Origin of the sequence: Sphingomonas sp. BLCC-B65, assembly GCF_028550675.1 — a bacterium.
Classification (GTDB): Bacteria; Actinomycetota; Actinomycetes; order Actinomycetales; family Microbacteriaceae; genus Microbacterium.
The window spans coordinates 2,715,529-2,742,317 of record NZ_JAQQGL010000001.1 but is presented as its reverse complement, the minus strand read 5'-3'; the positions used below and the strand labels follow the sequence as shown (position 1 = coordinate 2,742,317).

Genomic DNA, 26,789 nt, shown 5'->3' with positions numbered 1-26,789 from the left:
GCTCCGAGTCAGAGAAGGTTGGGAAGCAGGCGGACGAGTTGATCGCAGACGAAGACGCTGGCCAGCAGCAGGATCGGCACGAAGACGATCCAGGTCTTCTGCGCGCCGACCCGGCGAAACGCCCAGACGGCGGCGATCTCGGCGACGACGAGGAACTGGAGCGCGAAGACGAGTGCCCAGACGGTCGTCGTGTCCGTCGCAAGCGCCGCATGCGACGGCGGCAGCGTGATCGGGGTGGTCTGACGCGCACCCGCGAGTTGGCCTTTGTCGACGAGTCGAGCGTCGACGTACGCGATCCCGGTCGGCACGTACGGCGCCCCGCGCGCGGTGAGCAGGATGAGGCGGCTCTCTCCGCGGGCGGGCGCGGGCGGCGTCGGGTCGCCCGCGTAGCGGACTCCCAGCACTTCGAAGGTGTTCAGCCCTTGCCCGGTGCGCACCTCGAACCGCTCCCCCGGCTGCAAGGACTGCAGACGCCCGAACGGCCCACCGAAGGCGGCGGCGCGGCCCATCACGACGCTGACGCCGACCTGGCCCGGCAGCACCGTGTCGCGGCGGTGGCCGGGGCCGCCGGCGAGGACACCCGATGACGTTCCCTCGGCGATCACCTCGTGCACCCCGAGGCGGGGGATGTCGATGATGCCGACGGGCGCGCCGTCGGCGAGGAGCACGTCGTCGAAGTCCCCCTCGCTGACCGGCGCCGTGCCCGCAGCGAGCTGCGCGCGGTAGGTGTCGGAGAGCTGCTGCTGCGCGGCGAAGTGCAGCACGTGACTGAGCACCAGCAGATGGAACACGAAGGCCAGAGCGAGGGCGGCGATGAGAGAGACGATGCCGCGTACGAGAGCCTGTCCGGCCGACAGGGGCGCGTATTGAGGAGCGGGTCGCGGCATCCGGCGGGGCCGGCGCGGCGGCGGAGGCGGAGCGGATGCCGGGGGCACCGCGACCGGGGCGACGACCTGAGTCGCATCGTCGAGCACGGTCATGCCGTGGCCTCCGAGGTCTTCGCGGCGAGGGCGAGCGCGACGGCGCGCCACGCGAGCAGGGCGATCACGAGCGTCGCCGCCAGCAAGATGCTCAACCACGGAAAGACGACGACCAGCGCGTCGCGGGTCACGGGGGTCAAGGCCGTGCCGTCGACGGTGGCGGGCGGCGTGATCTTCACGTGGGTGTTGACCAGGCCCCACTGGCCGGCGCCGTGCAGACGTGTCGAGATGAGGCGCGTCTCGCCCGGCTGCAGCCCCGTGACGGGCACCGCGGATGCCGAATCCAGTGCCGTGCCGAACAGCACGCTCTCCATCCAGAAGTCGGCGGTCAGGTCGATCACGCTCGAGGAGGCGTTTCGCACCGACAGCCACAGAGTGACATCCGCCTCCGCAGGATCGGGCGACAGGGCCACCGACGAATTGACACCGCTCACGTAGACCATCCCCGCGATGCTGACCGTGCCGCCCGTGCCCGTGCCCGTGCCCGTGCCCGTGCCCGTGCCCGTCCCGCTGCCGGCGCCCGTCCCGGTCCCGCCACGTCCACCCGTCGCCCCCGTACCCGGGCCCGATCTGCCTGACGAGGGAGAAGGGACGGGTGCGGCGGACGATGAAGTGGGGCGCGGCGTGGGGCTGGGGGTCGACCCGTCGGTGACGGTGACGGTGAGGTTGGCGCTGTCATTGCCGTCGTCGTCGGCGGCGTGGACCAGCGTGGAGGGCACCAGCAGCAGTCCGAGCCCGAGTGCCGCCGCGACCAGCGCCCGCCCGATCCCGGTCATGAATCCGCCGGGGCGGTCGCCGCGGCGGCACGCACCCTCGCCTCGGCCGCGATGGCCGCCTGCTGCTCGGTGTAGGCGATCCATTCCCGGGCGCGCGCCTCGTCGCGCCGGCGCCGCCAGCGCAGCAGCAGAACCACGGCCGCGGCGACAGCGGCGGCGATCAGCAGCATCCACGGGACGGCGACGACAACCGTGTCGCGGCTCACCGGTGCGACCGCGACCTGCATCGCGGCATCCGGGGCGTCGACGAACGGCGTCAGCTTCGCCGCCGGATTCAGGTAACCCCACTGACCCACTCCGACGAGATCGAACTCGTAGGTCGCGGAGTTGCCCGGAAGGAGCACGGGGATCGCTCCGCCCTGCGTCTCGGCGGCGGGGATGCCGAACCACGTCACGGCGCCCATGGAGACGTTCGCCGCGAGCGCGACGTTGCCGGGGTTGTCGACCGTATAGAGCACCTTGAGCGTGCCGCCGAAGGGGTTCCACCAGTCGCCCTGATACGTCGCATCGAAGCTCGCCAGAGTCAGACGCGGCTGCAGGTCGCCGGACACGCGCGCGAACAGCGCCGTCGCGACGCGGCGGTCGAGACTGACCTGTTGCCCCTCCTCCGTGACCGAGGCGACGATCCCGCCCGCGTGGTCTCCGGGGGTCGCGTCCGCGGGGAAGGCGACGGTGAAGCTGAGCAGACGCACTTCCTGCGGCTCGAGGGAGAACTGGATGCGGTCCTGGCCGTTCTCGAAACGCACCCAGGTGCCCAGGGCGTGCGGGGTCTCGGCGGTGGCGAGCAGCGAGAACTCACCGCTGGTCGCGTTGTACGCGTCGGTCGCGTAGACGGTGAAGTCCTGTCGCTGCGTGCCCGTGTTGCCGACCAGCACCTGGTCGGTCACGCTCTGGCCGGGATCCGCTGCATACGCGAATCGGGTGCGCCCGTCGGGGCGGCCGTCCGTTCCTGCGGGACGCGTCGCGACACCGACCGAGGCCGCCGACGCGCCGGGGTCGGGAGCGGTGTCGTCGGCACGAGCGGGCAACGCGCTCGCGGCGACGGGGAGCGCGAGGGCGAGCGCGAAGAAGAACGCACCGAACGTGTGCCGGATGCGCCTTCCCGATCGGGTGGTCGAGAACTGCACGGTCAATCTCCGCAGATATGGGCGACGAGGGGTGGTCGCGGGGATGAACGAGGGGTGATCGGGACGGCTCCGGAAGATGACGGATGCCGCGTCGGCCCGATCGCATCGTGAACGCACCGTGTGGGGAGGTCGCGAACGACCTCCCCACACGGCTCAGCGTCGGGCCGCAGGGCTCACTTGGAGGTGAGCGTCAGCGTCAGCGTGGAGTGGTACTGACCGGCCGCGGCATCCTTCGGCGCCACGAACTTCAGGTCGGCATCGAGCAGCGCACCGTCGGTGAGCGTCGACACCGCCGTGCTCTCGGCGATCTTGGTGCCGTTGGTGCCGAGCGTGACGCCCGGCAGCAGCGAACCGTTGTCGAACGCCTTCGGCGTGATCGTCAGCGCGGAGGCCGGGATCTCGTCGGAGCCCGCCGTGAACTTCGACCACGCGGCGTCGAGGGTCCAGCCCTTGAGCACCTTGCGGTCGTCGATGACGGTGACCTTGCCGAGCGACTTCGTCGACGACGCGTTGCGTGCCACGTTGCCGAAGTCGATCGCCGTCTGCGCCGCGTTCAGCGACCACAGGTCGCTGGCCGTGACCGCCGCCTGCAGGTCGACCGTGTCGGTCTTGGCGGGGTAGCTCGGCACGGGGACCGTGAAGGTGCCCCACACGACGACCGTCGAGCTGCCCGGCTGGGTCAGCGCGATGGTGTGCGCACCGGGAGCAAGCGTGGCGATGTTCACGACGACGTCACCGGAGGTGGCGTCAGCGGTGACCTGACCGAGGTTGGTCGCGGTGGACCAGCCCCAGGCGGTCAGCGTCTGAGCCTTGAGGCCGACACCGGCGGGGACCGTCACCGTGGTGGCACCGTCGGCGGGGTCGGCGATCGTGACCTTGCCCGCGTCCGAACCGGTCGGCTCGGTGGGCACCACGTTGGTGACCGTGAGGGTCGCCGCGGAGGTCGTCGCCGTGCCGGCCGAGTTGGTGTAGACGGCCTGGTACTTCGTACCCGACTGTGCCAGCTGCACGTTGGACACCGTGAGGGTGTCGGAGGTGGCGCCCGCCATGTCCGACCAGGTGGTGCCGTCGGTCGACGACTGCCACTTCACCGTCGGCGCCGGCGAGCCGGACGCCGCGGCCGTGAAGACGGCCGACTGGCCCGGCAGCACCGTCTTGTCGGCCGGCTGCGTCGTGATCGCCGGGGCGGTCGCGGCGGGAGCCGGGGTCGAGTAGGTCCAGTCTCCAGTGCCCGCGGTGACCGTGATGTAGAGGAAAGACTCGTACTTGATCGTCGAGGTCGCGTTGTCGTAGACCGCGAACCCGAGGGAGTAGTCGCCGCCGGCAGCCTTGACGGCCGCCGCGCCGACGGGTCCTCCGCTGGCGGCTTCACCGACCGTGGCGGTGTTCTCCGGCGTCAGGCTCGGGGCGTAGACCTTCCCACTATCCATCGCGAACGCCAGGTACGAGTTCCAGTCGGTCTTGTGGTTCTCGTGACCTCGCGGGGAGATGAAGATGAACCCCTGAAGATAATCGGGGGTGGAGAACGGCACGTTCGCGTCCGTCGCGTCGGGCGCGCCGACGACCGAAGCCCCCCACGGCAGCGAGGTCGCGGTGACCTTGGAGTAGTCGGCGGTGTTGTACAGATAGACGTTGTCCGCACTCTGCCCGGCGCCCGTTCCGACGGGGGGAGGCGTCGAGGTGTCCGCGTGCGCCGCGAGCGGAGCAAGCATCGTCATCGAGACCCCGACCGCGACCGCGGCGAGGGTGCTCTTCACAGACTTCTTCATTGCAGGATTTCCTCTTCGTGTGATGTGAGTAGCGAGAGTCAGTTCGAACGCTTCGCGGCGCTGACCGGCTTGGCGAAGCCGAAGGTCTTCTTGACCTTCTCCGAGGTCGCGGCCGTGCCGTTGTCACCCGCACTCCAGTAGGCGAGGCTCGTCGGAATGGTCGGGTCGACGGCGTTTGCGAGGCCCTTGTCGTAGTTGCTCGAGCTCGGGTTCACGCGGTCGTAGGAGACGATGACGTAGGTGGTACGGCTGAAGGGGTTCGAGCCGCTGTAGTAGCTGGTGTTGGGCGTGAGCGCGTGACCGCTGCCGGTGTAACCGGCGACGCCACCGAGGCTTCCGAGGGAGAGCCCGGTCGTGGTGTTGACGATGCCCTTGGCTGCGAAGCCGGACTGCGTGTTGTCCAGGTTGTTCTGGGCGATGTACGAGGCGACCGAGAAGGGGATGATCGCGATCTTGTCGGCGCCGGCGGCGGCGGCAAGCGTCGAGTTGGTGCCATCGTTCTCGGGTCCGCCGCTGACGACGGCAGCACCGATGGAGATCTCGGTGTTGTGGTCGGCCGAGTTCAGTGCCTTGTTCCAGAACTTCCGGGTGCCCGAGCCCGCCTGCGGCTCGACCGGCACGATGACGTCGTCGCCGCTGCCGATCGGAGTCGGCGATGCCGCCTTGTAGATGGCCTCGAGCTGTGCCGCAGTGAGCGACTGCGCAGCGCTCACCGCCGACGCGTCGACGTTGGGTCCGACCTTCAGCGCATACGTCACGGCATCCTGGCCGAAGGGCACGTAGTAGAGCACGCCGTCGGACTCGTTGCCCGCGGTCGGCCCGTCGGAGCTGCGCGCGCCGTCAACCGTGTTGGTGTTGATCGTGTAGTTGCCGTTCAGCCCGTCGGACGCACCGTTGAAGGTGTAGGTGGGGGCCGCCCAGGTGTGGTTGGTGCCGGTCACGCCGCCGATCGACGCCAGGAGCGACTTCTTTCCGTCACCCGAACCCGTCGGGCGAGGGAACGCCGCGGTGCCGGACTTCGTCTGGATCAGTCCGCGCCCGCCGGAGATTCCTGGCGTAAAGGCGTTCCAGGACGCGACGAACTTGCCCGCACCAAGGGTGCGGACCGAGGGACCCGTCACGTTCGTGCCGTTGGCGAGGGCGCCGACGGCGTCCTGAAGTGTGTCCGAGCCGACGAACGCGTAGCCGTCGGTGACGGGGTCTGCGTTGGCAGACGAAGCGACGCTGAGACCAGCGATCACGATTCCGAACGCAGCGCCGAACGCAGCGATCTTCTTGATTTTCATGACTTCCTTTTCCTTGTCGGGTGATGCAGGTGAGTCAGCGCGAAGACGCAAACTCACAGGACCCGCCTGCGCAGGCGGGAGATGAGGGGGACCGCGAGCGCACCGCCGGTACCGGCGAGCAGGCTGCCGGGAACGGCGGCGGCGAGAGCGCTGGAGGCGGGGTCGTCGGGTGTCTTCGCACCCGCCAAGGCTGCCGAGGCCGCACCGGTGGCGCTGGGCGCAGGAGCGGATGCCGCCGGCTGCGACGCAGGAACGTCAGCCGCGGAAACGGTCGTCGCCGCCCGAACGGCAACCGCGGCCGGCGACGTCGGCGGGGTCGCCACCGGTGCGGGGAGTGCCGTCGCACCGTCCTCGATGGCCTGCGCCGCAACCTGCGCTTGATCGACCCAGGCTTGCGGAAGCGGTGCGTACCCGTCCGGGAGTTGTCCGACGTCGGAACCGCGGCGCTGGCCGAGCCCTGCCGCGTAACGAATGAAGTCCGCGTACGCCTTGCGCAGCGTCGAATCGGGCAGACGCGGCGACGCTGCCGCGTACACCGGGAGGGCCAGAGGGTAGGCGTCGGCGGCCCGGCGCGCCTCCGCCGAAGAACTGTCGAATGCGAGCACGGCTCCGCCAGCCCCTGCTCCGGTCATGGCGGATGCCGCCGCCGTCAGGGACTTCTCCGACACCGCGACGAAGGCACCGGCGGGGTTTCGCAGCGACGCCGTCATCACCTGATACCGGGATGAGGCGGCGAAGTCGCTCACGCCGATCACTGCGTGATAGCCCGCGGTTGTGCGGCCCGTCTTCGAGTAGGCGGGCGGCTGCTTCGTCGGATCCCATTGTCCGAGCGTCAAGCCGTCACCTCGCAGAACCAGACCGCTGACGCTGTCGAGGTCGTTCGCGTAGGGCCGCCACGCGACCAGGTTGATCGGCGCCTGCCCTTCAGGACGGACCTCGACGGGGTCGGCACGCGGGAAGTCCTCGCGGGGAAGCGTGAGAGCAGTCCCACCGGCATTGATCGCCGCCGACGTCGAGTACCACGGGTTGACCCGCATTCCCCACGGATCCGGCTCTCCGTCGAGGAACGCGCGGGCCTCGGGGTCGGCGAGCACGTAGCTCCACAGTGCCCAAGCTGCGTCCGAACGTCCCTGGGGCGAGATCAGGTCCGCGAGCGCAGGCGTTTGATAGAGCTGCGACGCCCACTCCGGATCGTTCACGGCGAGGAAGTCCGGATCGGAGGTGATGACCTCGGGGTTCGTGCCGAGATAGGCGAGGTCTGCGCCGGTGGGGATCGCCCGCTTGTACGAGTCGGTGAGCAGCTTCGCAACGAGACGGGGGGTGAGTTTGAGCGATGTGAACGGCTGGCGCGCGCGGGCCAGGTACTCGTCATCGATATGACCGAAGGGCGAAGGAGCGCGATCGATGCCGAAGGCGATCGTCAGGGCGGTCAGGGCGACGGGAGCGTAGGACAGCCGATCCGGCCCGGCATCTGATGAGAGGGGTCGGCTTGTGAGAGCCATCGGCGCTGCGCCGTCCGCGCGGTTGGCCGTCGCGAGAGCGTCCGATTCGGGAAGCGTCAGAAGGGCGTACACCGACCCGCCCTTCTGGTTGCAGACGACGGGCTGCCAGGAGGTCACGGCCAGCGCGACGAGCTCGCTTCCCGCCAACTGTCGCTCCGCAGCGCCCTCCGGGCAGCGGGCATCGATCGGTTGGAATCCGAGCCTCACGGCGAGGGCGTGCCGCCACGAATCCCAGAACAGACCGGAATCCGTGATCGCGGTGGATCCGTTGTCGGCCGTGCCACGCGGAAGGACGACGAGCCAGCACGACGCTCCGACGGTCGTACCCGCGTCCGTGACGGCGTTGCCACACCCGAGACCGGGCGACTGCGCCGCCGTCTGCACCTCGAAGGAGATCGATCCCGCCCCGTCCGCACTCGACCCCGCCCAGGGAACCTCGTTCGTCGTGTACTTGGTGAAGAACTGGTTGGTGTTCACGCTCGTTGCGTTCACCTTCTTCGTCCCGTCGGCGGCGGTATCGATCGATGACACGACCGTCTTGTCCCGGGCGATGAAGGGGATGGACGTGTACGGCGGGAAGATCCCTCGGCCTGGGACGGAATAGGGCTGATCCTGGAGGGGAATCTCGGAGTAGGGGATCTGTCGCGTGGAATCCCGCATGCCACCGGCAGTGAGCGCTCCGCCGTACTGGCAGGTCGTCCGGTCGGGCCGGGGGGTCAGAGGCGAGCTGGGGTCATCACCCCAGCACTGGAAGACCTGGAGGAAGTTCGCTCCCCCGTTGCCTGCCGTCGGTTCCGTGGAGCGCAGGCCGCCGGTCCAGCTGACGGTGATGCCCTGCGCGATCAGTCCTTGGGTCTGCGAGACCGTCACGGCGAGATCGGGAAAGGGCGCCGCCTGATAGCCGGTCGGATCCTGATCCTTGGCGGTGACAGTCACCGCACTGGAGGTCGCCTCATCGGCGTGAGCGGCGGTGGCGACGACGACGCTGGGACCCGCGACCAGGGCAAAGACCATACCGGCGGTGAGCACTCCGGTGAGTCCGGAAGCGAACCAGGTGCGGCGTCGGGTACGCGGCAACACGTTCAAGATTTCTCCAGGGATTCGCGGCGACCTACGCCGGATGCGATCAAGGTATGGGCGGGTTGTGGACATCAGATGAATCGCCTGGGAACGAGCCTGCTCCAGCCCGTACTCAACATGAGAACGCTTTAATGTCCAGATCAGAGGGAAAAAATAGGCACGCCGAATAGGCGCCCCGTCACGCGCAGGGGCGCGGGGTGACCGACGTGCTCAGCGCTTCGAGCCGCGCAGGCGTCGCGACAGCAGCGGCGGCAGCACGATGGCGGCGAGCAGGAACGCGCACGCGACGAGCATCGTGATCTGCGGCACTCCCCAACCGTCGGAGGCGAGGGTGAACGGCGACGACACCGCCTTCGCACCACCGGCGCTCGCTCCGGAGACGAGATTGCCGTTCGCATCGTAGACCGGGTCGGACCCGCCCGCCGCGGCGCCGGCGGCGGCCGCCGGCGCGGCGGCGTCGGCGGCGCCGGAGCCGCTCGTCGCCTGCCCCGATCCGCCGGTACCCGTCACGGGCGTGTCGACGGTCGCTCCCCCCGTGCCGGTGGCACATTGCGTCGTTCCCTGCTTGTCGCAGTCGGCCGGCATCGGAGCGGTGGCGGCGAGCTGATTGTTCGAGGGCGAGTCGCCGGGCTTGAAGGTCGGGTTGTTGCAGCTGTTGAAGTCCACGCCGCCGACGGTTCCGGGGATCGTCTTGATGACGTCGGAGGCCGCCTGCACGAGGTTCATCGGCAGCGGCGAGTACCCCAGCGCGGATGCCTGCTGCTGCCCCTCGCAGATCATGTAGTCCGCGAACTTGCTCAGCGTCTTCCCCTTCTCCGCGGTGAAGACCTTCGTCGGCTGGGTGGGAACGATCATGTACGAGTAGCTCGACATGGGGTACGTGCGAGGGTCGGCGTTGTTGTAGACACCGTCGAGGTTCTGTGTGAGATCGGAGTTGATCGCCGCGCCCATGAGCGCGACCGCGACCGATTGGTAGGTCGGCTCGACGTAGTACCCCGACTTGTTCAGGACTTTGGCGACCGGGAAGCCCGACTTCAGCGCGTACGAGTACTCGACGTAGGTGATCGCACCCTCACCGTAGTTCTGACTGACGTAGCCGGCGACGCCGAGCGATCCGCTCTGCGCCTTGAAGGCTCCGCTCAGCGACGGGAACTGCGACGTCATGCCGCGCGTCCAGATGCTCGGGAACTGGGACGACATCCACAGTGTGAACTGGGCGCTCGTGCCCGACCCGTCCGAGCGCACGACCGGCGTGATCGACTTGTCGGGCATCGCGAGCGCGGGGTTGTCGGCCTGGATGGCCGGATCGTTCCAGTTGGTGATGGCCCCGGTGAAGATCTTCGCGATGACCTCGCCCGACAGTCGCAGGTTCGTCACCTGCTTGCCGGCGATCTTGAGGTTGTACATCAGCGAGGTACCTCCGGCGACGATCGGCATGTACGAGTAGGTCGTGGCCGGAATCTCGGGCGCCGATCCGTCTTCCGGGTGGGCCTGGAACGGGATCTCACTGATCGCGAAGTCGACGGTCTGGTTGATGAAGTCCTGTCGACCGGCCGAGGAGCCGGTTCCGGAGTAGTTCACCGTCATGCCGTAGTTGCCCGCGACGTTCTTGCGCCACTGGTCGAGTGCGTTCTGCGACCAGGTCGATCCTGAGCCCGAGATGGGGACATACGACTCGGCCGCCTGCGCAGGCAGCGGGATCAGCGCGATCAGCGCGGCGACGACGGTCGCGGCGGCGAAACGGTACCAGCGGGCTCGCGCGATCACGACGGGTTCTCCTCGTTCGAATGGGTGGGTTCTGGCGAAGCGGATGCCGTGGGCTGCGCACGCGGCGTGCGCGCGGCGGCATCCTCGATGCGCCCGAGGTCTCGCGCGGATGCCGCGGCGACCGCGCGACGCTGCCGGTCGCTCAGCTGCCCGGGCCCCCGCCCGCCGATGAGGCGTGCGATGAGGAACAGGGCGAGCACGAGCAGCACGAGTGTGGCGGCCGCGCCGAAACCTCGGGCGATCATGTTCGGCTCGGGCGACTTGACGAAGTCGAACACCTGCAGGGGCAGCGAGATCATCGGGCCGCTGAACGGGTTGAGGTTCATCTCGGCCGTCACGCCCGAGGTCAACAGCACGGGCGAGGTCTCGCCGATGCCGCGCGCGGTGCCGAGGATGACTGCGGTGACCAGACCCGAGCGCGAGGTCGGAAGCACGACGTGCCAGACCGTCCGCCACCGGGTCGTGCCGAGGGCGTACGACGCCTCCCGCAGATTGTTCGGCACGAGGCGGAGGACGACGTCGGAGGCGCGGATGATGATCGGCAGCATCATGACGCTGATCGCGAGCGCCGCCGCGAACCCGGACCGCTGGTGCGTGACGAGGGTGACGATTGCGGCGTAGATGAACAAGCCGGCGACGATCGACGGCAACGCGGTCATGGCGTCGGAGATCGTCCGCACGAACCGGGCGAAGCGACCGCCGATCTCGTTGAGGAACACCGCCGTCGTGATTCCGAGCGGGATCGTGATGACGAGGGCGATCGAGATCTGGATGAGCGTACCGACGATCGCGTGCGCAATGCCCCCGACGCTGAGCGGTTCGAGCGGTCCGGCGAGCTTCATCGTCTCGACGAAGAAGTTCGGGTTGATCAGCGCCGGGACACCGCGCACGACCGTATACCCGAGCACGAACACCAAGGCGCCGAGCAGAATCGCTCCCGCCGAGTAGAAGAGGGCCGTCATGATCCGCTCACTGACGGTGAGGCGATCGGCACGCAGCGACGAGAGCACCGCGTAGATGCCGAGGAAGGCGATGAACGAGATGATCAGCCATCCGATGAACCCCGTCATGGGTGTCAGCCAGCCGAACAGCAGCGTCGCGACCGCAATGCCCGCTGCCACCGCGCCGATCACGTTGAACGCGTCGTCGAGCGGCACGCTGCGCAGGTCTCGCCGCTGTCCCACCTCGTCGTGACGGACGGGGATCGCGGTGCGGACCTTCGGCGACTGCTCGTGCGCGGCCGGCGACCGCGGGACTGTTTCGATGATCGCCATCAGTTGCTCTCCGCACCCGACCGGCTGCGGGCGACGATGGTGGATGCCGTGAAGTTGACGATCAGTGTGATGATGAACAGCACGAGGCCTGCGGCCATGAGCGCGGACAGACCGAACTGGCTGGCCTCGCCGTAGCGAAGAGCGATCAGCGCCGACACGGAGTTGGTTCCCGTCTTCAGCACCTGCCAGTTGATGGTGAAGATGGGCGAGATGATCATGACGACGGCGATGGTCTCCCCCAGCGCCCGTCCGAGCGCGAGCATGGTGCCGCCGATGATGCCGCCGCGTCCGAACGGCAGCACGACCGTGCGGATCATCCCCCACCGCGTCGATCCCAGGGCCAGCGCGCCCTCCCGCTCACCCAGCGGCGCTTGCGAGAAGGCCTCGCGCATGACGGAGGTCTGCGTCGGGACGATCATGAGCGAGACGACGATGCCGGCGATGAAGGCCGAGGACGTGAAGGCGCCGGCATCCGTCACGCGGGCGCCCGAAGGGTCGGTGACGGCGAAGAGGGGAATCCACGCGAAGTAGGTGGAGATCCACTGCGAGACCGGAATGACATTCGCCTGCAGGAAGAACACACCCCACAGGCCGAAGACGACGCTGGGCACGGCAGCCATCAGATCCACGAGGGAGATGAGCGTGGATCTGATGCGCCCGGGCACCACTTCGCTGATCAGCAGCGCCGTGGCCAGCGACAGCGGCAACGCGATCGACAGAGCGATGAACGCGATCGTGACGGTGCCGAAGAGCACGGCGGCGATGCCGAACTGGCCGTCTCCGCCCTCCGGCGACCACGCCTGGGTCCACAGGAACGCCGGCCCCGAGCGGGCGAGCGCCTCGCCGGCACGGCCGGAGAGGAACACCCCGACGGCGAGCATGATCGCCACGGTGATGCCTCCGGCCGCGTAGCAGACGGCACGGAAGACCCGGTCCGCCTGTACGGGACGCGAGACCAGCGACCGCGGCCGAGGGGTCGGGGATGCCGGGATGACCTCCGTCACGGAGTCAGTGGTCATGGCGCCTCCCTGGCGTGCGGAACGGGTGGGCGGATCTCGAGGCCGAGCGACGCTGGTCGTTCCGCAACGCGCGCGCGGCGGAGCCCTCGGGAGGGGCTTCGCGGAGCCAGGATGACGCGGGAGGGTGAACGACGACCGCTGCAATCGTGTCGCACGCATGACCGCTGTGCGTGCGAGAGGTGTCCGTCATGGTCGGGGAGGCTCCGTCGCCGGGGGCGTGTCCGTCGGGGTCGCCGACGGCAGGGGCGTCGGCGACGGGCTCGCCGACGCGCGCGGCGTCGCGGACGCCTCGGGGGGAACCCGCAGCACCACGACCGCGCCCACCGCAGCGACCTGCCCCGGCCCCGGTGCGGTCTCGGCGACGACGCCCGGGACACCCGAGCCGCCGACGGCCACACGAGAGGAGAAGCCGGCGGCAGACAGCACGCCCTGTGCCTCCGCCGGCACCATCCCCGTCACGACGGGAACAGTATTGAGGCCTGACGCCGCGCGCAGCGCGATCACGGCGCCCGCACGGACCTCGTCGCCGGCGGCGGGCACCGAGGCGAGCACGGTGTCGCGCACCGCGGGTCCGTCGTCGCGGCCGATGTCACCGACCGTCAGTCCCGCCCGCTCCACCGTGCTCACCGCCTCGTCGACCGTGAGCCCTCGGACATCCGGGACCACGCGGCGCGCGCTCACCGCCGCAGTGTCGGCCGGTGATGCGCTCGGGGCCGACCTCGCCGTCGCCGTCGCGGCGGCGCCCGCTGTCGCGATCGGGTTCTCCGGCGTCGAGGCGGCCATGGCCGACCAGCCGGCAGCGGCGGTCACGGCGGCGATGAGTCCGGCGGCGATGAGAGGCGCCCTCCACGCCCCGCGCGTGTGCGAGAGAGGTGCGGGCGGGGGCCCCGGTGTGGAGGCGAGGGGCAGCCCGCTGCCGCCGGTGGAGACATCGCCGCCCGGCAGCCGCGTGCGATACACCCGTGTCGCCACCGTGGGCGATGCGGCCATCGCCTCGCCCGGCCCCACGTCGACGACGGCGTCGAGAGCGGCGCGCATCGCGGCGGCATCGGGGTATCGATCCTGCGGGCGCTTCAGCATGGCGGTCGTGACGAGCCGGTCGAGAGCCGGCGGGATGCCGCGACGACGCGCCGACGGCACCGGTGGGGGCGCCGACAGGTGCGCGCGGACGACTGCCGCAGGCTCGCCCTCGAACGGCGAACGTCCCGTCAGCGCGAAGAAGAGCGTGGCACCGATCTGGTAGATGTCGCTCGCTTCTCCGACCGCCTCACCCGAGAGCTGTTCCGGCGAGGCATAGGGAACGCTGGCGACGACGCCCGCGTCCGCCCCTTCGGATGCCGCACCGCTCAGCAGCGGGTCCGCGCCGCGCGTCGTGCGCCCCGGGACATCGGCCAGACCGAAGTCGAGGAGCCGGATGCCGCTCACCGTGCCGTCCGCGTCGGCGCTCGCGCTGGAGGTGAGCATGATGTTCGATGGCGTGATGTCGCGGTGGACGACACCGCCGGCGTGCGCGGCGCCGGTCGCGTCGAGGACGGCGGCGAAAACGGCCACGGCATCCACGATGGTCAATGGCCCGAGCTCTCGTACGTGGTCGGCGAGAGTGACGCCCTCGACGAGCTCCATCGCGATCCATGCAACGGGTGGATCACCCGGCGCGAGACCCGCGTCGTAGACCTCGGCGATGTTCGGATGCGCGATCGCCTGCGCAGCCCGCACTTCTTCGAAGAACGCCTCCCAGGCGACCGGTCCGACGGCCAGATGCGGGTGCAGCAGCTTCACGGCGACGCGGCGCCCGTGCCGTGTGTCATCGGCTTCGAAGACGGCGGCCGTGCCGCCGCTTCCCCGGAGCTTCCGGAGACGGAACCGTTCGGCGATGAGGCCGTCGCTCATTGCAGGATCAGCGGGTCCACCGGTGCCGGCCGGCCGCGCCCGAGGTCGGTGCCGCGCGACGCGGTGGCGGCCAGCTCCTGCATGAGGCGCACCGCGAGAGCCGCAGCGCTCTCGGCGGCCGAGCGCTTCTCGTAGCGACGAGCGCCCATCATCACGAGCGATCCGCGCGCGCTGACGAACCACCCGGTGCTGCGCAACCGGGGCGCCGGACTGGTGTGGATCTCGAACGTCGATGCCGCGCGCAACAGCTGCGCCAGATCGATGCGGGCCGCCCCCTCATCGGTGAATACACGGCATCCCCGTGCGATCTCGCGCCGGTTCTCGCTCACCAAACGCCATGCGACGGCGGGATCGAGGGCCGGCAACGGCTCCTGACCACTCGCGAAGGGCCCGACGCCCGGATGCCCGGATGCGATCTCGGCGACGACGCGCATCCATTCGAGGGCGCTCTTGTGCGAAGCCGCGGGAAAATGCGCGTAGAGAAGACGCGCGGACATGATTCTCCCTTTCGCGACACCGGAGGTCGTGCACACGGCCGCGAGGGAAGAGTGGCGGTCCGAGGCGACGGCGACCGGACGAACCGGTGAACGCCGGGCGTCGATCCGGCGGACGAGGGGTAGCGCGTCGAGCCGGAGACGTGCACGACCCTAGCGCGCGAACGGCGGCGCCTGACGTCGCAGACGCAGCCGACCTCCCGTCGCGGCGAACCAGCAGCCGACGAGCACGAGCGGAAAGCCGAGCAGCAGCCCCGGCGACAACGGCTCGCCGAGCAGGAGCACGCCCAGCAGGATCGCGACGACCGGGTTGACGTAGGTGAACAGCGGGGCACGCACGGGACCGACCTCGCCGATGAGCGCGAAGAAGCCCAGGAAGGCCAGCGCGGTGCACAGGATGCCGAGGGCGACGAGCGACAGTCCGCTGCGGACGGTGGGAAGCTCGTGCTGGGTCAGCAGCGCGAACGGCAGGTAGGCGAGGCCGACCGCGAGCAGGGACAGGGTGATGGTGCCGAGCGAGGGGACGTGAGCGAGCTTGGTGGCGATGATGAACGGCGCGATCGCGTAGAGCAGGGCGACGAGCAGGACCTGAGCGATGGCCCCCAGCGCCTGCGCCGGCTCGGCGACGGCGAGGCCGGGGCCGGCGACGATGACCACCAGGCCGGCGAAGCCGACGACGAGTCCGACGGCGCGGGCCGGACTCAGAGCGGACCGGTCGCCGCGCACGAGGGCGATCCCGGTGGCGAACAGCGGGACCGTCGCCACGAGCAGACCGGTGAGCCCGGACGGCAGCGTCTGCTCCGCGTGCCCCAGCAAGAGGAAAGGCCCGGCCATCTCGATGGCCCCGAAGGCCAGCACCCACGGCCAGAGCGCCAGCGCCGGCCGAAGGGCTCGGCGTCGCAGCGCGATGGGCAGCAGCACCGCCGCGCCGAGAAGGGTGCGGCCCGCGACGACGGCGGCCGGTGTCAGCGAGTCGACCGCCTCTTTGATGAACAGGTACGGGATGCCCCACAGCACCGCCATCAGCGCGTACAGCGCCCAGGCACGACCGGAGACGGCCGGCGCCATCAGACGGCCCGGCGCCCCTCGAAGGCGCGCCCGAGGGTGACCTCGTCGGCGTACTCGAGGTCGCCACCCACCGGAAGACCGGACGCCAAGCGGGTCACGCGGATCTCGAGGGTGTGCAGCAGCCGGCTGAGGTAGGTCGCGGTGGCCTCTCCTTCGAGGTTCGGGTTCGTCGCGAGGATGACCTCCTGCACCGTGCCGTCGGCGAGGCGCTGCATCAACTGTGTGATGCGCAGGTCGTCGGGTCCGATGCCGGCGATCGGGCTGATGGCGCCGCCGAGCACGTGGTAGAGCCCACGGAACTCGCGCGTGCGCTCGATGGCCGAAACGTCCTTCGCATCCTCGACCACGCAGATGAAGGTCTGATCACGACGGGGATCGCGGCAGATCGCACAGCGTTCCTGCTCACTCACGTTGCCGCAGATCTCGCAGAAGCGCACGCGTTCGCGAAGCTCACCGAGCAGGTGCGACAGACGCGCGACGTCGAACGTCGGAGTCTGAAGGATATGGAACGCGATCCGCTGCGCCGACTTCGGCCCGATGCCGGGAAGGCGGCCGAACTCGTCGATGAGGTCTTGGACGATGCCGTCGTACATGGCTTAGCTGAACCTCGTCGGCGGTGTGTACGGCTCTTCGCGCACGAACGTCGCCCCCAGCACCTGGCGGACGACCGCCTCACCGACGCGTTCGATGCCGCCGGAACGGGGTGCGCGGGGCGGCGCAGGGCGTTCGACGGCGACGGGCGCGCGCGGCGGCAGCGGAGCGTCGTCCAACGGCGGCGGGAACTCGTCCTCGTCGGGGGCGTCGTCGTCGGTGTGCGTGTACTCCGTCGTCGCGGGCAGCACGGTGCCGTCCCGCGGGATCGTCAATGTACGCACCGGCTCGGCGGTGGCGTCCTCGGGTTCTTCGTCGACTGCCAGCCCGACCGCGGCAGGAGCAGCGGTGGCCAGAGCGGGCGCCGCCGTCGCACCACCCGCGGGCGCGCTCGGCGCCGAAGCCTGTGGCGCGGGGTCGCTCGGAATCCGCGCCACCGCCCACTCCGTCACCGGCGCGGCAGCGGACGATGCGATGGTCGGCGTCGATCGAGGCCGCTCGCCGCCGTCGGAGCGGGTCGCTCCAGAGGAGCCGCCGTCGGCGCGAGGCCCGTCGGCCGGTGGAGTCGGAGAACCCGAGGCGGGCGGCTCGGCGGTCGCATCGGCGTCGAACCGCGCCACGTACTTCACGCGGATGCCGAGAACCTCACGGATCGCACCGCGCAGGTCTTCGCTGGGGCCCTTGCCCGCCGCGAGCTTCTTGAACGCGGCGACATCCGCCTGGGTGCGGAAGCTCAGCGTCAGCACGTCGTCGGCGAACGCGACCGGGGTGGCGTCGACGGCGATCATCCACGACGATCGGCTCACGGGCTCCAGACGCTGCAAGATCTCGGGCCACGCGTCACGTACCTGCGCGACGGTGATCGGACCGCTCGGCACGACCGGGGCGGGCGCGGGCTCGGGCTCGGGGCGCTTCGACTCGCTCGCTGCGCTCGCTCGCTCAACGACCGGAACCACCGGGGTCTCGGGGGCGGCAACCGGCGCGGGCGCTGCCGGCGCCGCGGCTACAGTGGTCGCCGCCGCGAGGGCGCCCGACACCGCGGGAGGCACGGCGGGCGTCGCGGGAGGCGCAGCGGGCACCGCGGCGGCGGCATCGGCGGTGTGAGCCAGCACCCGGGCCACGAGCAGCTCGAGCTGCAGGCGCGGAGACGTCGCCCCGCTCATGTCATCGAGGGCGCCGACGACGAGATCGGCGATGCGCGAGAGACGATCGGTGCCGAAGGCAGAGGCCTGACGCCCCATCCGCTCGAGCTCGTCGGCGGGGATGCCGCGCAGCACCGCCCCGGCGCCCTCTCCCGTGGCAGCCACGATGATGAGGTCGCGCAGCCGCTCGAGCAGATCGTCGACGAACCGGCGCGGATCCTGCCCGGTCTGCACGACCCGATCGATGGCAGCGAAGGCGGCGGCCGCGTCGTGCGCAGCGAACGCGGTGACGACCTCGTCGAGCAGCGCGCCGTGGGTGTACCCCAGCAGCGCGACGGCGCGCTCGTACCGCACCGTCGCCCCGTTCTCGCCGTCCACGGGGTCGGAGCCGGCGATGAGCTGATCGAGCAGCGACAGGGTGTCGCGTGGCGAGCCGCCGCCGGCCCGCACCACCAGCGGAAGCACGCCGGCTTCGGTCTGCACCCCTTCCTGGACGCAGAGCTGTTCGACGTACTCGAGCATCGCCGCGGGAGCGACCAGGCGGAAGGGATAGTGGTGGGTGCGCGAGCGGATCGTGCCGATGACCTTTTCGGGCTCGGTGGTGGCGAAGATGAACTTGACGTGCTCCGGCGGCTCCTCGACGAGCTTGAGCAGGGCGTTGAAGCCCTGCGCGGTCACCATGTGCGCCTCGTCGAGGATGAAGATCTTGAAGCGGTCGCGCGCGGGGGCGAAGATCGCGCGCTCGCGCAGATCGCGGGCGTCGTCGACACCGTTGTGTGATGCCGCGTCGATCTCGACCACATCGAGTGAACCTCCGCCGCCGCGGCTGAGCTCGACACAGCTGTCGCAGACACCACAGGGCGTGTCGGTCGGGCCGGCCGCGCAGTTCAAGCAGCGCGCGAGGATGCGGGCCGACGTCGTCTTGCCGCAGCCGCGCGGACCGCTGAAGAGGTAGGCGTGGCCGACGCGGTCGCTGCGCAGCGCCGTCATGAGCGGTTCGGTGACCTGCGCCTGCCCGATCATCTCGCCGAACGTTTCCGGTCGGTAGCGGCGGTACAGGGCGGTGGTCACCAGAACAGACTACGGTGTGCTCCCGACATCCAGGTCGGGAACATCGCCGGGTGCGGAGCGTTGAAGCGGACATGAGCATCGACGTCCCCACCGCGACGGTGGACGTCATCGTCATCGGTGCCGGCCAGGCGGGCCTGTCGGCCGCATACCATCTGCGTCGCCGCGGCTTCGTCCCCGCACCCAGCGACGGCGACGGCGACGGCGACGCCCGCACCTTCGCGGTGCTCGACGCCGACGCCGCTCCCGGCGGGGCGTGGCAGCATCGCTGGCGGTCACTGCGGATGGGAACGGTCAACGGCATCTACGAGCTTCCGGGCGCACCCGTGCCGCCCGCCGATCCGATGGCGCCGAGCGCGGACGTGCTGCCCGCGTACTTCGCGGACTACGAGCGTCGCTTCGATCTGCGCGTGCACCGTCCGGTGATCGTGCGCGCGGTTCGCCGTGTCGACGACGACCCGAACGGTCTCCTGCGCATCGAGACCGACCGAGGCGTATGGTTCGCGCGGTACGTCATCAACGCGACCGGCACGTGGCGACGCCCGTTCTGGCCCCACTACCCCGGCCAGGAGGACTTCGCCGGTCGTCAGCTGCACGTGCACGACTACGTGTCGGCCGACGAGTTCGCCGGGCAGCGCGTCGTCATCGTCGGCGCGGGGATCTCGGCCGTGCAGCTGCTGGAGGAGATCTCCCACGTCGCCGACACGTTCTGGGTCACGCGCGCAGACGTGCGATGGGATGCCGCGGAGTTCGACACCGCCGCGCGCGTCGCCGCGATCGCCGGCGTCGAGGAGCGCGTGCGCCGCGGCGACCCGCCGGGAAGCGTCATCTCCGTCACGGGCCAGCACTGGACACCGTGGGCGCGAGCCGCTGAGAAACGCGGAGTGCTGGTGCGCCACCCCATGTTCGAGCGCATCGAAGAGCACGGCGTGCGCATGCCGGACGGCACGTTCGAACCCGCCGACGCGATCCTGTGGGCCACGGGCTTCCGCGCCGACATCGCCCACCTCTCCCCCCTCGGCCTGCGGACCGCGGCGGGCGGAGTCCGCGTGGCGAACGGTCGCGCGCTCGACGATGGGCGCCTGTTCCTCATCGGCTACGGCCCTTCGCAGTCCACGGTCGGCGCCAACCGCGCGGGGCGCGACGCGGCGCGCGCCATCGCCGCCGAGACGGATGCGCACCGCAGCCCTGGTGCGGGCCCATCGGTGTCGCGCACCGTCGCCTCCGCGACGGCGTGACGGGACTCAGGAGTCGATGCCGAGGTTCGCGTCGTCGCCCGGCATCGCCCCGACGATCGGGATGCTGCCGGTGATCACCGGAATCGAGGTCGTCATCGTCGGCACGGAAGCCGACAGCAACGTGCCGTCTTCGCGCAGGGCGTCGCCGATGTCGCTGATCGTGGGACGACCCGACAGCTCGGGCCCCTGACCGCGCAGCGGCACCGTCAGCGTCGAGTCCGGTCCGACGACGAACGTCTCACCGCGCACCGAGAAGGAGACCGCCTCGCCGGCACCGGCATCCACGCGCAGCTGCTCCGCGGTGATCTCGATCTTCAGCGGCGTGCCCTGCCAGTGCAGGGTGAACGACAGTGACGGCCAGGCCTTGGGCAGGCGCGGATCGAAGCTCAGCTCGCCGTAGTGATCCCGCATGCCGCCGAAGCCGGCGACCAGCGCGGTCCAGACACCGCCGGCGGAGGCCACGTGCACCCCGTCGGACGCGTTGTGGTGCAGGTCGCCGAGGTCGACGAAGATCGACTGCGAGAAGTACTCCAGAGCCAGATCCTGATACCCGACCTCTGCCGCAAGGATCGCCTGGACGACCGCCGACAGCGTCGAATCTCCCGTCGTCAGCGGGTCGTAGTACTCGAAATCGGCCAGCTTCTCCTCGTCGGTGAAGTGATTGCCCTGCAGGTACAGCGCCAGCACGACGTCGGCCTGCTTGAGCACCTGGTACCGGTAGATCACGAGCGGGTGGAAGTGCAACAGCAGCGGACGCTGCTCCCGCGGCGTGTTCTCCAGATCCCATACCTCGCGCTCGAGGAACACCTCGTCCTGAGGATGGATGCCGAGACCCTCGCTGTACGGGATGTGCATCGCCTCCGCGGCGGCATCCCACGCGTCCGCCTCCGCCGGGTCGAACGAAAGCCGCTCCACCATCTGCGCGTAGTGCTCCGGCGCATCCTGCGCCATCTCACGCACGATACGCGCCGCGAAACGCAGGTTGAAGCGCGCCATCACGTTCGTGAACAGGTTGTCGTTGACGACCGTCGTGTACTCGTCGGGACCGGTGACGCCGTGGATGTGGAACACCTCGGGCTGGCCGTCCTCGGTGAAGCGCCAGAACCCGAGCGTGGCCCAGAGCCGCGCCGTCTCGACGGCGATGTCCACGCCCTCGCGGTACAGGAACTCGTCGTCGCCCGTGGCACGCACGTACTTGGCGAGCGCGAAGCTGACGTCGGCGTTGATGTGGTACTGCGCGGTGCCGGCGGCGTAGTAGGCCGACGCCTCTTCACCGCTGATCGTGCGCCACGGGAAGAGGGCCCCCGCCTCGTTGAGCTGAGCGGCCCGACGACGCGCGGCCGGCAGCATGAGGTAGCGCATCCGCAGCGCGTTGCGAGCCCAGAGCGGGGTCGTGTACATGAGGAACGGGAGCACGTAGATCTCGGTGTCCCAGAAGTAGTGACCGCTGTACCCCGAGCCCGACACACCCTTGGCGGGAACGCCCTGACCGTCGGCGCGGGCCGCTGCCTGCGCGAGCTGGAACAGGCACCAGCGTGTCGCCTGCTGCAGGTCGTCGTGACCGCCGATGGCGACGTCGGAACGGTCCCAGAACGCGTCCATCCAGGCCCGCTGGCGCTCGAACTGCCGAGAGACGCCCTCGGCACCCACGCGATCGAGCGCGCGGCGACCCCGATCGACGAGCTCGCGCGCAGGGACGCCGCGCGACGTGTGATAGCTGACGAGCTTCGTGACCGTCACCGGCACGCCCGCCTTCGCCTGCACGCGATAGACGTTCTTCGCGATGTCGGGTTCGATGAGCGTGCGCGAGGAGTACTCGTTCTCGGTGTCGACGATGTGGTCGGCGACGACCGCCATCGTCATCCCCGACGCGTTCACCCGGTACGACAGGGCGACGCGGTCGCCGTCCTGCCAGTACTCCTCGGGGTGCAGGACGCGGTCTTCGATCTTCTCCGCCTTGCGCGGGTCGAAGCCCTTCTTCGCAGCGCCGCCGGGCGCCGATCCACCGTAGACGTCTTGCCCGTCCTGGCGGTTGACGATCTGGCAGCTGATCGTCACCGGCGCATCGCTGTTGAGCACCGTCACGGTGACGCGCATGACGGCGAGATGACGCTCCTCGAAGGAGACCATCCGCTCGAAGTCGATCACGACGTCCTTGCCGCTCGGCGTCATCCACCGGACGTGACGCGTGAGCGTGCCCGCGCGCATGTCCAACGCGCGCTCGTACTCGCGGATGTCGGCGACGTCGAACGACAGGGGCTCATCGTCGACGTAGACGCGCATGACCTTGGCGTCTGGAGCGTTGATGATCGTCTGCCCGACCTCGGCGAAGCCGTAGGCCTGCTCGGCGTGACGGATCGGGAAGATCTCGTGGAAGCCGTTGATGAACGTGCCGTGCTCGTGGGCGTGGCGGCCCTCGGGCTGATTGCCGCGCAGGCCCAGATAGCCGTTGCCGAGCGCGAACAGCGTCTCGGTGACCCCGACGTCGTCCAGGGAGAAGCGCGTCTCCACGAGGCGCCACGGGTCGATCGGAAAACGGTCGCGATCCATCCTGTCCATCCTTTCGTCGGAAGGGCCGGTCATCGGGTGACGAAAGCCGAGAGATCGTCGACGACGAGCGTCGCGCCGAAATCGAGCAGCGCCTGCGCCCCGGCGCCGCGGTCGACGCCCACGACGAGGCCGAAGCCGGCGGCCGCCGCCGACGCGACGCCGGAGTGGGCGTCTTCGACCGCGGCGCTGCGGGCGGGATCGACGCCGAGCATGCGGGCACCGGCCGCGAACATGTCGGGGGCGGGCTTGGAGCGCAGCCCCTCTCGCGCCGAGACCACCCCATCGACGACGACGGGGAAGAACTCACGGATGCCGGCGATCGTCAGCACCTCTTCGGCGTTCTTCGAGCTCGACACGACGCCGATCGGAGTCCCCGCGGCGCGCAGCTGCTCGATCAGCGCGAGAGAGCCCGGATACGGGGCGATGCCGTCGGTGCGCAGCACGCGGGCGAACACCTCGTTCTTGCGGTTGCCGATGCCGCAGACCGTGTCGGCGGTGATCGGGTCGGACGGGTCCCCCCACGGCACTTCCACGTCGCGCGAGCGCAGGAGGCTCGCGACGCCGTCGTAGCGCTGCTTTCCGTCGAGATAGCGGAAGTAGTCGTCCTCCGTGTACGGCGGCTCGATCCCCCACGAGGTGAACAGCTCGGTGAACATCGACTGCCACGCGTGCATGTGCACGTCGGCCGTCGGCGTCAGCACGCCGTCCAGGTCGAAGAGCACGCCGTCGAGTGCGCGCAGGTCGGGAAGCTCGGGAAGCTCGGCTGTCACGGGTTCAGCGTAGTGGCCCGGTGCGCCGTGCGCGTCACGAAGCGACGACCGCGAGGGTCTGCCGCGCGATCTCCAGCTCCTCGTTGGTGGGAACGACGAGCACGGTGACGGCGGAGTCGTCGGTGGAGATGGTGCGGATGCCGCGTTCGCGGGCCTCGTTGCGCGTCGGATCGATGCGGATGCCGAGGAATCCGAGCGTTGCCATCGCCTCCGCCCGCACGAGAGGGGAGTTCTCCCCCACCCCGGCGGTGAACGAGATGACATCCACGCCGCCGAGCTGTGCGATGTAGGCGCCGATATAGGCACGCAGTCGGTGGATGTAGACGTCGAAGGCGAGCATGGCCGCCCCCGCACCCTCGGCGCGGCGCTCCTCGATGTCACGCATGTCCGACACGCCGGCCAGCCCCAGCACACCGCTGCGCTTGTTGAGGAACTCGTCCAGCTCCCCGGGGCTCATGTCCTCGCGACGGGCGAGCACGAGCAGCACCGAGGGGTCGAGGTCGCCGGAGCGGGTGCCCATGACCAGGCCTTCCAGGGGGGTGAGGCCCATTGAGGTGTCGACCGAGTGCCCACCATCGATCGCGGTGATGGAGGCGCCGTTGCCCAGGTGCAGCACGAGCTGCTTGAGCTCTCGCAGAGGCCGCTCCACATACGCCGCGGCGGCCTCGCTGACGAACTTGTGACTGGTGCCGTGGAAGCCGTAGCGGCGGATGCGGTGCTTGCGCGCGATCGTCTGGTCGATCGCATAGGTGTACGCCGCCGGCGGGAGCGTCTGGTGAAAGGCCGTGTCGAACACGGCGACGTGCGGCAGGGCAGGGAACGCGGCGCGCGCGGCGCGGACGCCCTGCAGCGCCCCGGGGTTGTGCAGGGGGGCGAGCACCGACAGCTCGTCGATGTTGATCTCGACCAGATCGTCGATCAGCGTCGGGCGGAAGAAGCGGGCGCCGCCCTGGACGACGCGGTGCCCCACCGCCGACGGCGGGGTCTCGACCAGCGACGGACCGTACTCCTCGAACGCGTCGAGCATCACGCGGAAGCCGGCGGTGTGGTCGGGGATCGGCAGTTCGCGCGAGTGATCGGCATCCCCCACCTTGTGGCGGGCCGAGCCGGTCTCCTGTCCGATGCGCTCGACGAGACCCGACGCGAGCGCCGTCTGGGACTCGACGTCGACGAGCTGATACTTGAACGACGAGGAGCCGCTGTTGATGACGAGGACGACGGTCATGCGTTGTTTCCCTGCTGCTGGTTCTGCGCCTGGATCGCGGTGATGGCGATCGTGTTGACGATGTCTTCGACCAGCGCGCCGCGCGACAGGTCGTTGATGGGCTTGTTGAGTCCCTGGAGCACCGGTCCCATGGCGATCGCACCCGCCGAGCGCTGCACCGCCTTGTACGTGTTGTTTCCGGTGTTGAGGTCGGGGAAGACGAACACGGTCGCCCGTCCCGCGACGGCGGAGTCGGGCATCTTCGCCTTGGCGACGGCAGCGTCGGCCGCGGCGTCGTACTGGATCGGGCCCTCGACGAGCAGCTCGGGCGCACGCTCGCGGACGAAGGCGGTCGCCTCGCGGACCTTGTCGACGTCCTCCCCCGACCCGGACTCCCCGGTGGAGTAGGAGAGCATCGCGATGCGCGGCTCGATGCCGAACTGACGTGCCGTGGCGGCCGACGAGATGGCGATGTCCGACAGCTGCGCGGCGGTCGGGTCGGGGATCACGGCGCAGTCACCGTAGACGAGCACGCGGTCGGCGAGCGCCATGAGGAACACACTGGAGACGACTGAGACGCCCGGGCGCGTCTTGATGATCTCGAACGCGGGTCGGATGGTGTGCGCCGTCGTGTGGGCGGCGCCCGACACCATGCCGTCGGCCAGCCCCAGGTGCACCATCATCGTGCCGAAGTACGACACGTCGGTGATGGTGTCGGCCGCCTTCTCGTACGTGATGCCCTTGTGCTTGCGCAGCTCGGCGTACTCCTCGGCGAAGCGGTGCACGATCTGCGGGTCGAACGGGCTCAACACCTGCGCGGCGCTCAGGTCGAGGCCGAGCTCCACCGCGCGACCACGCACCTCCGCCTCGTCGCCGAGGATCGTCAGGTCGGCGATGCCACGGGCGAGCACGGTGGCCGCCGCCCTCAGCACGCGGTCGTCGCCGCCTTCCGGCAGCACGATGCGCTTACGGCCGGTGCGGGCGCGCTCCAGGAGCTGGTACTCGAACATCAGCGGCGTCACGACGGTGGAGTGGGCGAGCCCGAGGGCACGCGTGAACTCGTCGGTGTCGACGTGCTGCTCGAACAGGGCCAGCGCCGTGTCGTAGCGGCGCTGCGAGCCGGCGGCGAGGCGGCCGCGGGTGCTCATGACCCGGACGGCGGTGTCGTACGTGTCCAGGTCGGTCTGGATGATCGGAAGCGGCGAGTCCAGGCCCACCATGAGGTCCTGCACGGCCGGTGGCAGCGGGAACGGACCGTTGAGGATGATGCCCGCGATCGAGGGGAAGGTGCCCGACGAGTTCGCCAGCAGCAGTCCGAGCAGCACCTCGGTGCGATCGGCCGGCACGATGACGATGGCCCCCTCGGTGAGGCGCGGGAGGATGTTGTTGAGCGACATACCCGCGACGACCACGTCCAGCACTTCGCGCACGAGCAGCGCCTCGTCACCACGAAGAAGCGTGCCGCCGAGGGCGAGCATGATGTCGCGGACGGCCGGGGCGACGAGGAACACGTCTTCGGGGATGGACCACACCGCGACCTCGGCCTCACGATTGCCGTCGACCGCGGGCACGCCGCGCACGACGTCGCCGATCGCCGCGTTGATCTCGTCGAGGTGCGCGGGGTCGGCGCGGTTGGTGATGACCGCGAACAGCTCGGCGCGCTGGTGCGTGATGTCGGTGAGGGCGAGTTCGGTGAGCTGCGCCAGCTGCTGCGGCGTGCGCGGAACGCTCACCCCGAGGCGGTCGCCCTGGTCTGCCCGACCGTTGAGCACGACCAGCACGGGAGCGCCGAGGTTCGCCGCGATGCGGGCGTTGTAGCCGAGCTCGCTGGTCGAGCCGACGTCCGTGAAGTCGCTGCCGACCACGACGACCGCGTCGCACTTCGCCTCGACGGCCTTGAACCGCTCGACGATGCGCGAGAGCGCGGCATCCGGGTCTCGTCGCACGTCGTCGTAGGTGACGCCCACGGCCTCCTCGTAGTCGAGGTCGACGCCGATGTGATCGAGGAGCATCTCGAGCACGTAGTCGCGTTCGTCGATCGAACGGGCGATGGCCCGGAACACGCCCACACGGGGAGTGGAACGGGTCAGTGCGTCGAGCACTCCGAGGACGATGGTCGATTTGCCGGACAGCCCCTCGGTGGAGGTGATGTAGATGCTCTGCGCCACGGGTTCCAGCCTAGGTGGGGGGCGCT

At 69.8% G+C, this 26,789-nt stretch carries 19 protein-coding genes; 1 reads left to right on the top strand and 18 read right to left on the bottom strand.

The window, feature by feature from the left end:
- Window positions 1-8: 8 nt before the first annotated feature.
- The 14 genes from PP359_RS12925 to PP359_RS12860 form a co-directional block, all read right to left on the bottom strand.
- Window positions 9-980 carry a sortase gene (locus PP359_RS12925; RefSeq protein WP_499250769.1) on the bottom strand — a complete coding sequence of 324 codons (972 nt, stop codon included), beginning with the start codon at window positions 978-980 and terminating at the stop codon, window positions 9-11.
- Window positions 977-1,756: a hypothetical protein gene (locus PP359_RS12920; protein ID WP_347417570.1), complete on the bottom strand. Its 780-nt coding sequence runs from the start codon at window positions 1,754-1,756 to the stop codon at window positions 977-979. The genes PP359_RS12925 and PP359_RS12920 overlap by 4 nt, the downstream gene beginning before the upstream one ends.
- Window positions 1,753-2,883 carry a COG1470 family protein gene (locus PP359_RS12915; protein ID WP_499250768.1) on the bottom strand — a complete coding sequence of 377 codons (1,131 nt, stop codon included), beginning with the start codon at window positions 2,881-2,883 and terminating at the stop codon, window positions 1,753-1,755. The genes PP359_RS12920 and PP359_RS12915 overlap by 4 nt, the downstream gene beginning before the upstream one ends.
- Before the next feature lie 173 nt (window positions 2,884-3,056).
- Entirely contained in the window at window positions 3,057-4,652 is a 1,596-nt protein-coding gene (locus tag PP359_RS12910) for an immunoglobulin domain-containing protein (RefSeq protein ID WP_347417571.1), read from the bottom strand.
- Window positions 4,653-4,690: 38 nt separating this feature from the next.
- Entirely contained in the window at window positions 4,691-5,938 is a 1,248-nt protein-coding gene (locus PP359_RS12905) for a hypothetical protein (protein ID WP_499250767.1), read from the bottom strand.
- 53 nt (window positions 5,939-5,991) lie between these two features.
- Window positions 5,992-8,520, bottom strand: a complete 2,529-nt coding sequence (locus PP359_RS12900) for a hypothetical protein (RefSeq protein WP_499250766.1) — start codon at window positions 8,518-8,520, stop codon at window positions 5,992-5,994.
- Window positions 8,521-8,730: 210 nt separating this feature from the next.
- A complete protein-coding gene (gene pstS, locus PP359_RS12895; protein ID WP_112930907.1) occupies window positions 8,731-10,287 on the bottom strand; it encodes a phosphate ABC transporter substrate-binding protein PstS in 1,557 nt (518 codons plus the stop codon).
- A complete protein-coding gene (gene pstA / locus PP359_RS12890; protein WP_112930906.1) occupies window positions 10,284-11,561 on the bottom strand; it encodes a phosphate ABC transporter permease PstA in 1,278 nt (425 codons plus the stop codon). Before pstA ends, pstS begins: the two co-directional genes overlap by 4 nt.
- Window positions 11,561-12,580 carry a phosphate ABC transporter permease subunit PstC gene (pstC, locus tag PP359_RS12885; RefSeq protein WP_112930905.1) on the bottom strand — a complete coding sequence of 340 codons (1,020 nt, stop codon included), beginning with the start codon at window positions 12,578-12,580 and terminating at the stop codon, window positions 11,561-11,563. Before pstC ends, pstA begins: the two co-directional genes overlap by 1 nt.
- Window positions 12,581-12,766: 186 nt before the next feature.
- Entirely contained in the window at window positions 12,767-14,470 is a 1,704-nt protein-coding gene (locus PP359_RS12880) for a serine/threonine protein kinase (protein ID WP_499250765.1), read from the bottom strand.
- Complete coding sequence (locus PP359_RS12875) at window positions 14,467-14,967, bottom strand: hypothetical protein (protein WP_295776117.1); 501 nt, start codon at window positions 14,965-14,967, stop codon at window positions 14,467-14,469. Before PP359_RS12875 ends, PP359_RS12880 begins: the two co-directional genes overlap by 4 nt.
- Before the next feature lie 150 nt (window positions 14,968-15,117).
- On the bottom strand, window positions 15,118-16,032 hold the full coding sequence (locus PP359_RS12870; protein ID WP_499250764.1) for a DMT family transporter: 915 nt from the start codon (window positions 16,030-16,032) through the stop codon (window positions 15,118-15,120).
- Window positions 16,032-16,625 carry a recombination mediator RecR gene (gene recR / locus PP359_RS12865; protein ID WP_036286253.1) on the bottom strand — a complete coding sequence of 198 codons (594 nt, stop codon included), beginning with the start codon at window positions 16,623-16,625 and terminating at the stop codon, window positions 16,032-16,034. Before recR ends, PP359_RS12870 begins: the two co-directional genes overlap by 1 nt.
- Before the next feature lie 3 nt (window positions 16,626-16,628).
- Window positions 16,629-18,836 carry a DNA polymerase III subunit gamma and tau gene (locus tag PP359_RS12860; protein WP_499250763.1) on the bottom strand — a complete coding sequence of 736 codons (2,208 nt, stop codon included), beginning with the start codon at window positions 18,834-18,836 and terminating at the stop codon, window positions 16,629-16,631.
- Window positions 18,837-18,907: 71 nt separating this feature from the next.
- On the opposite strand from PP359_RS12860, the gene PP359_RS12855 reads away from it, so the two are divergent.
- Window positions 18,908-20,071, top strand: a complete 1,164-nt coding sequence (locus PP359_RS12855) for an NAD(P)-binding domain-containing protein (protein ID WP_499250762.1) — start codon at window positions 18,908-18,910, stop codon at window positions 20,069-20,071.
- Window positions 20,072-20,077: 6 nt separating this feature from the next.
- Here the strand turns inward: PP359_RS12855 and PP359_RS12850 are convergent, their stop codons facing one another.
- Genes PP359_RS12850 through pta form a run of 4 tightly spaced genes read right to left on the bottom strand, consistent with a single transcriptional unit; the run spans window position 20,078 to window position 26,763 of the window.
- Complete coding sequence (locus PP359_RS12850) at window positions 20,078-22,621, bottom strand: glycoside hydrolase family 65 protein (RefSeq protein WP_499250761.1); 2,544 nt, start codon at window positions 22,619-22,621, stop codon at window positions 20,078-20,080.
- A gap of 29 nt (window positions 22,622-22,650) precedes the next feature.
- Entirely contained in the window at window positions 22,651-23,391 is a 741-nt protein-coding gene (locus PP359_RS12845; RefSeq protein ID WP_499250760.1) for an HAD family hydrolase, read from the bottom strand.
- Between the two features lie 34 nt (window positions 23,392-23,425).
- A complete protein-coding gene (locus PP359_RS12840; protein WP_036315461.1) occupies window positions 23,426-24,616 on the bottom strand; it encodes an acetate/propionate family kinase in 1,191 nt (396 codons plus the stop codon).
- A complete protein-coding gene (gene pta / locus PP359_RS12835) occupies window positions 24,613-26,763 on the bottom strand; it encodes a phosphate acetyltransferase (RefSeq protein WP_039411671.1) in 2,151 nt (716 codons plus the stop codon). The genes PP359_RS12840 and pta overlap by 4 nt, the downstream gene beginning before the upstream one ends.
- Between the last annotated feature and the right edge of the window lie 26 nt (window positions 26,764-26,789).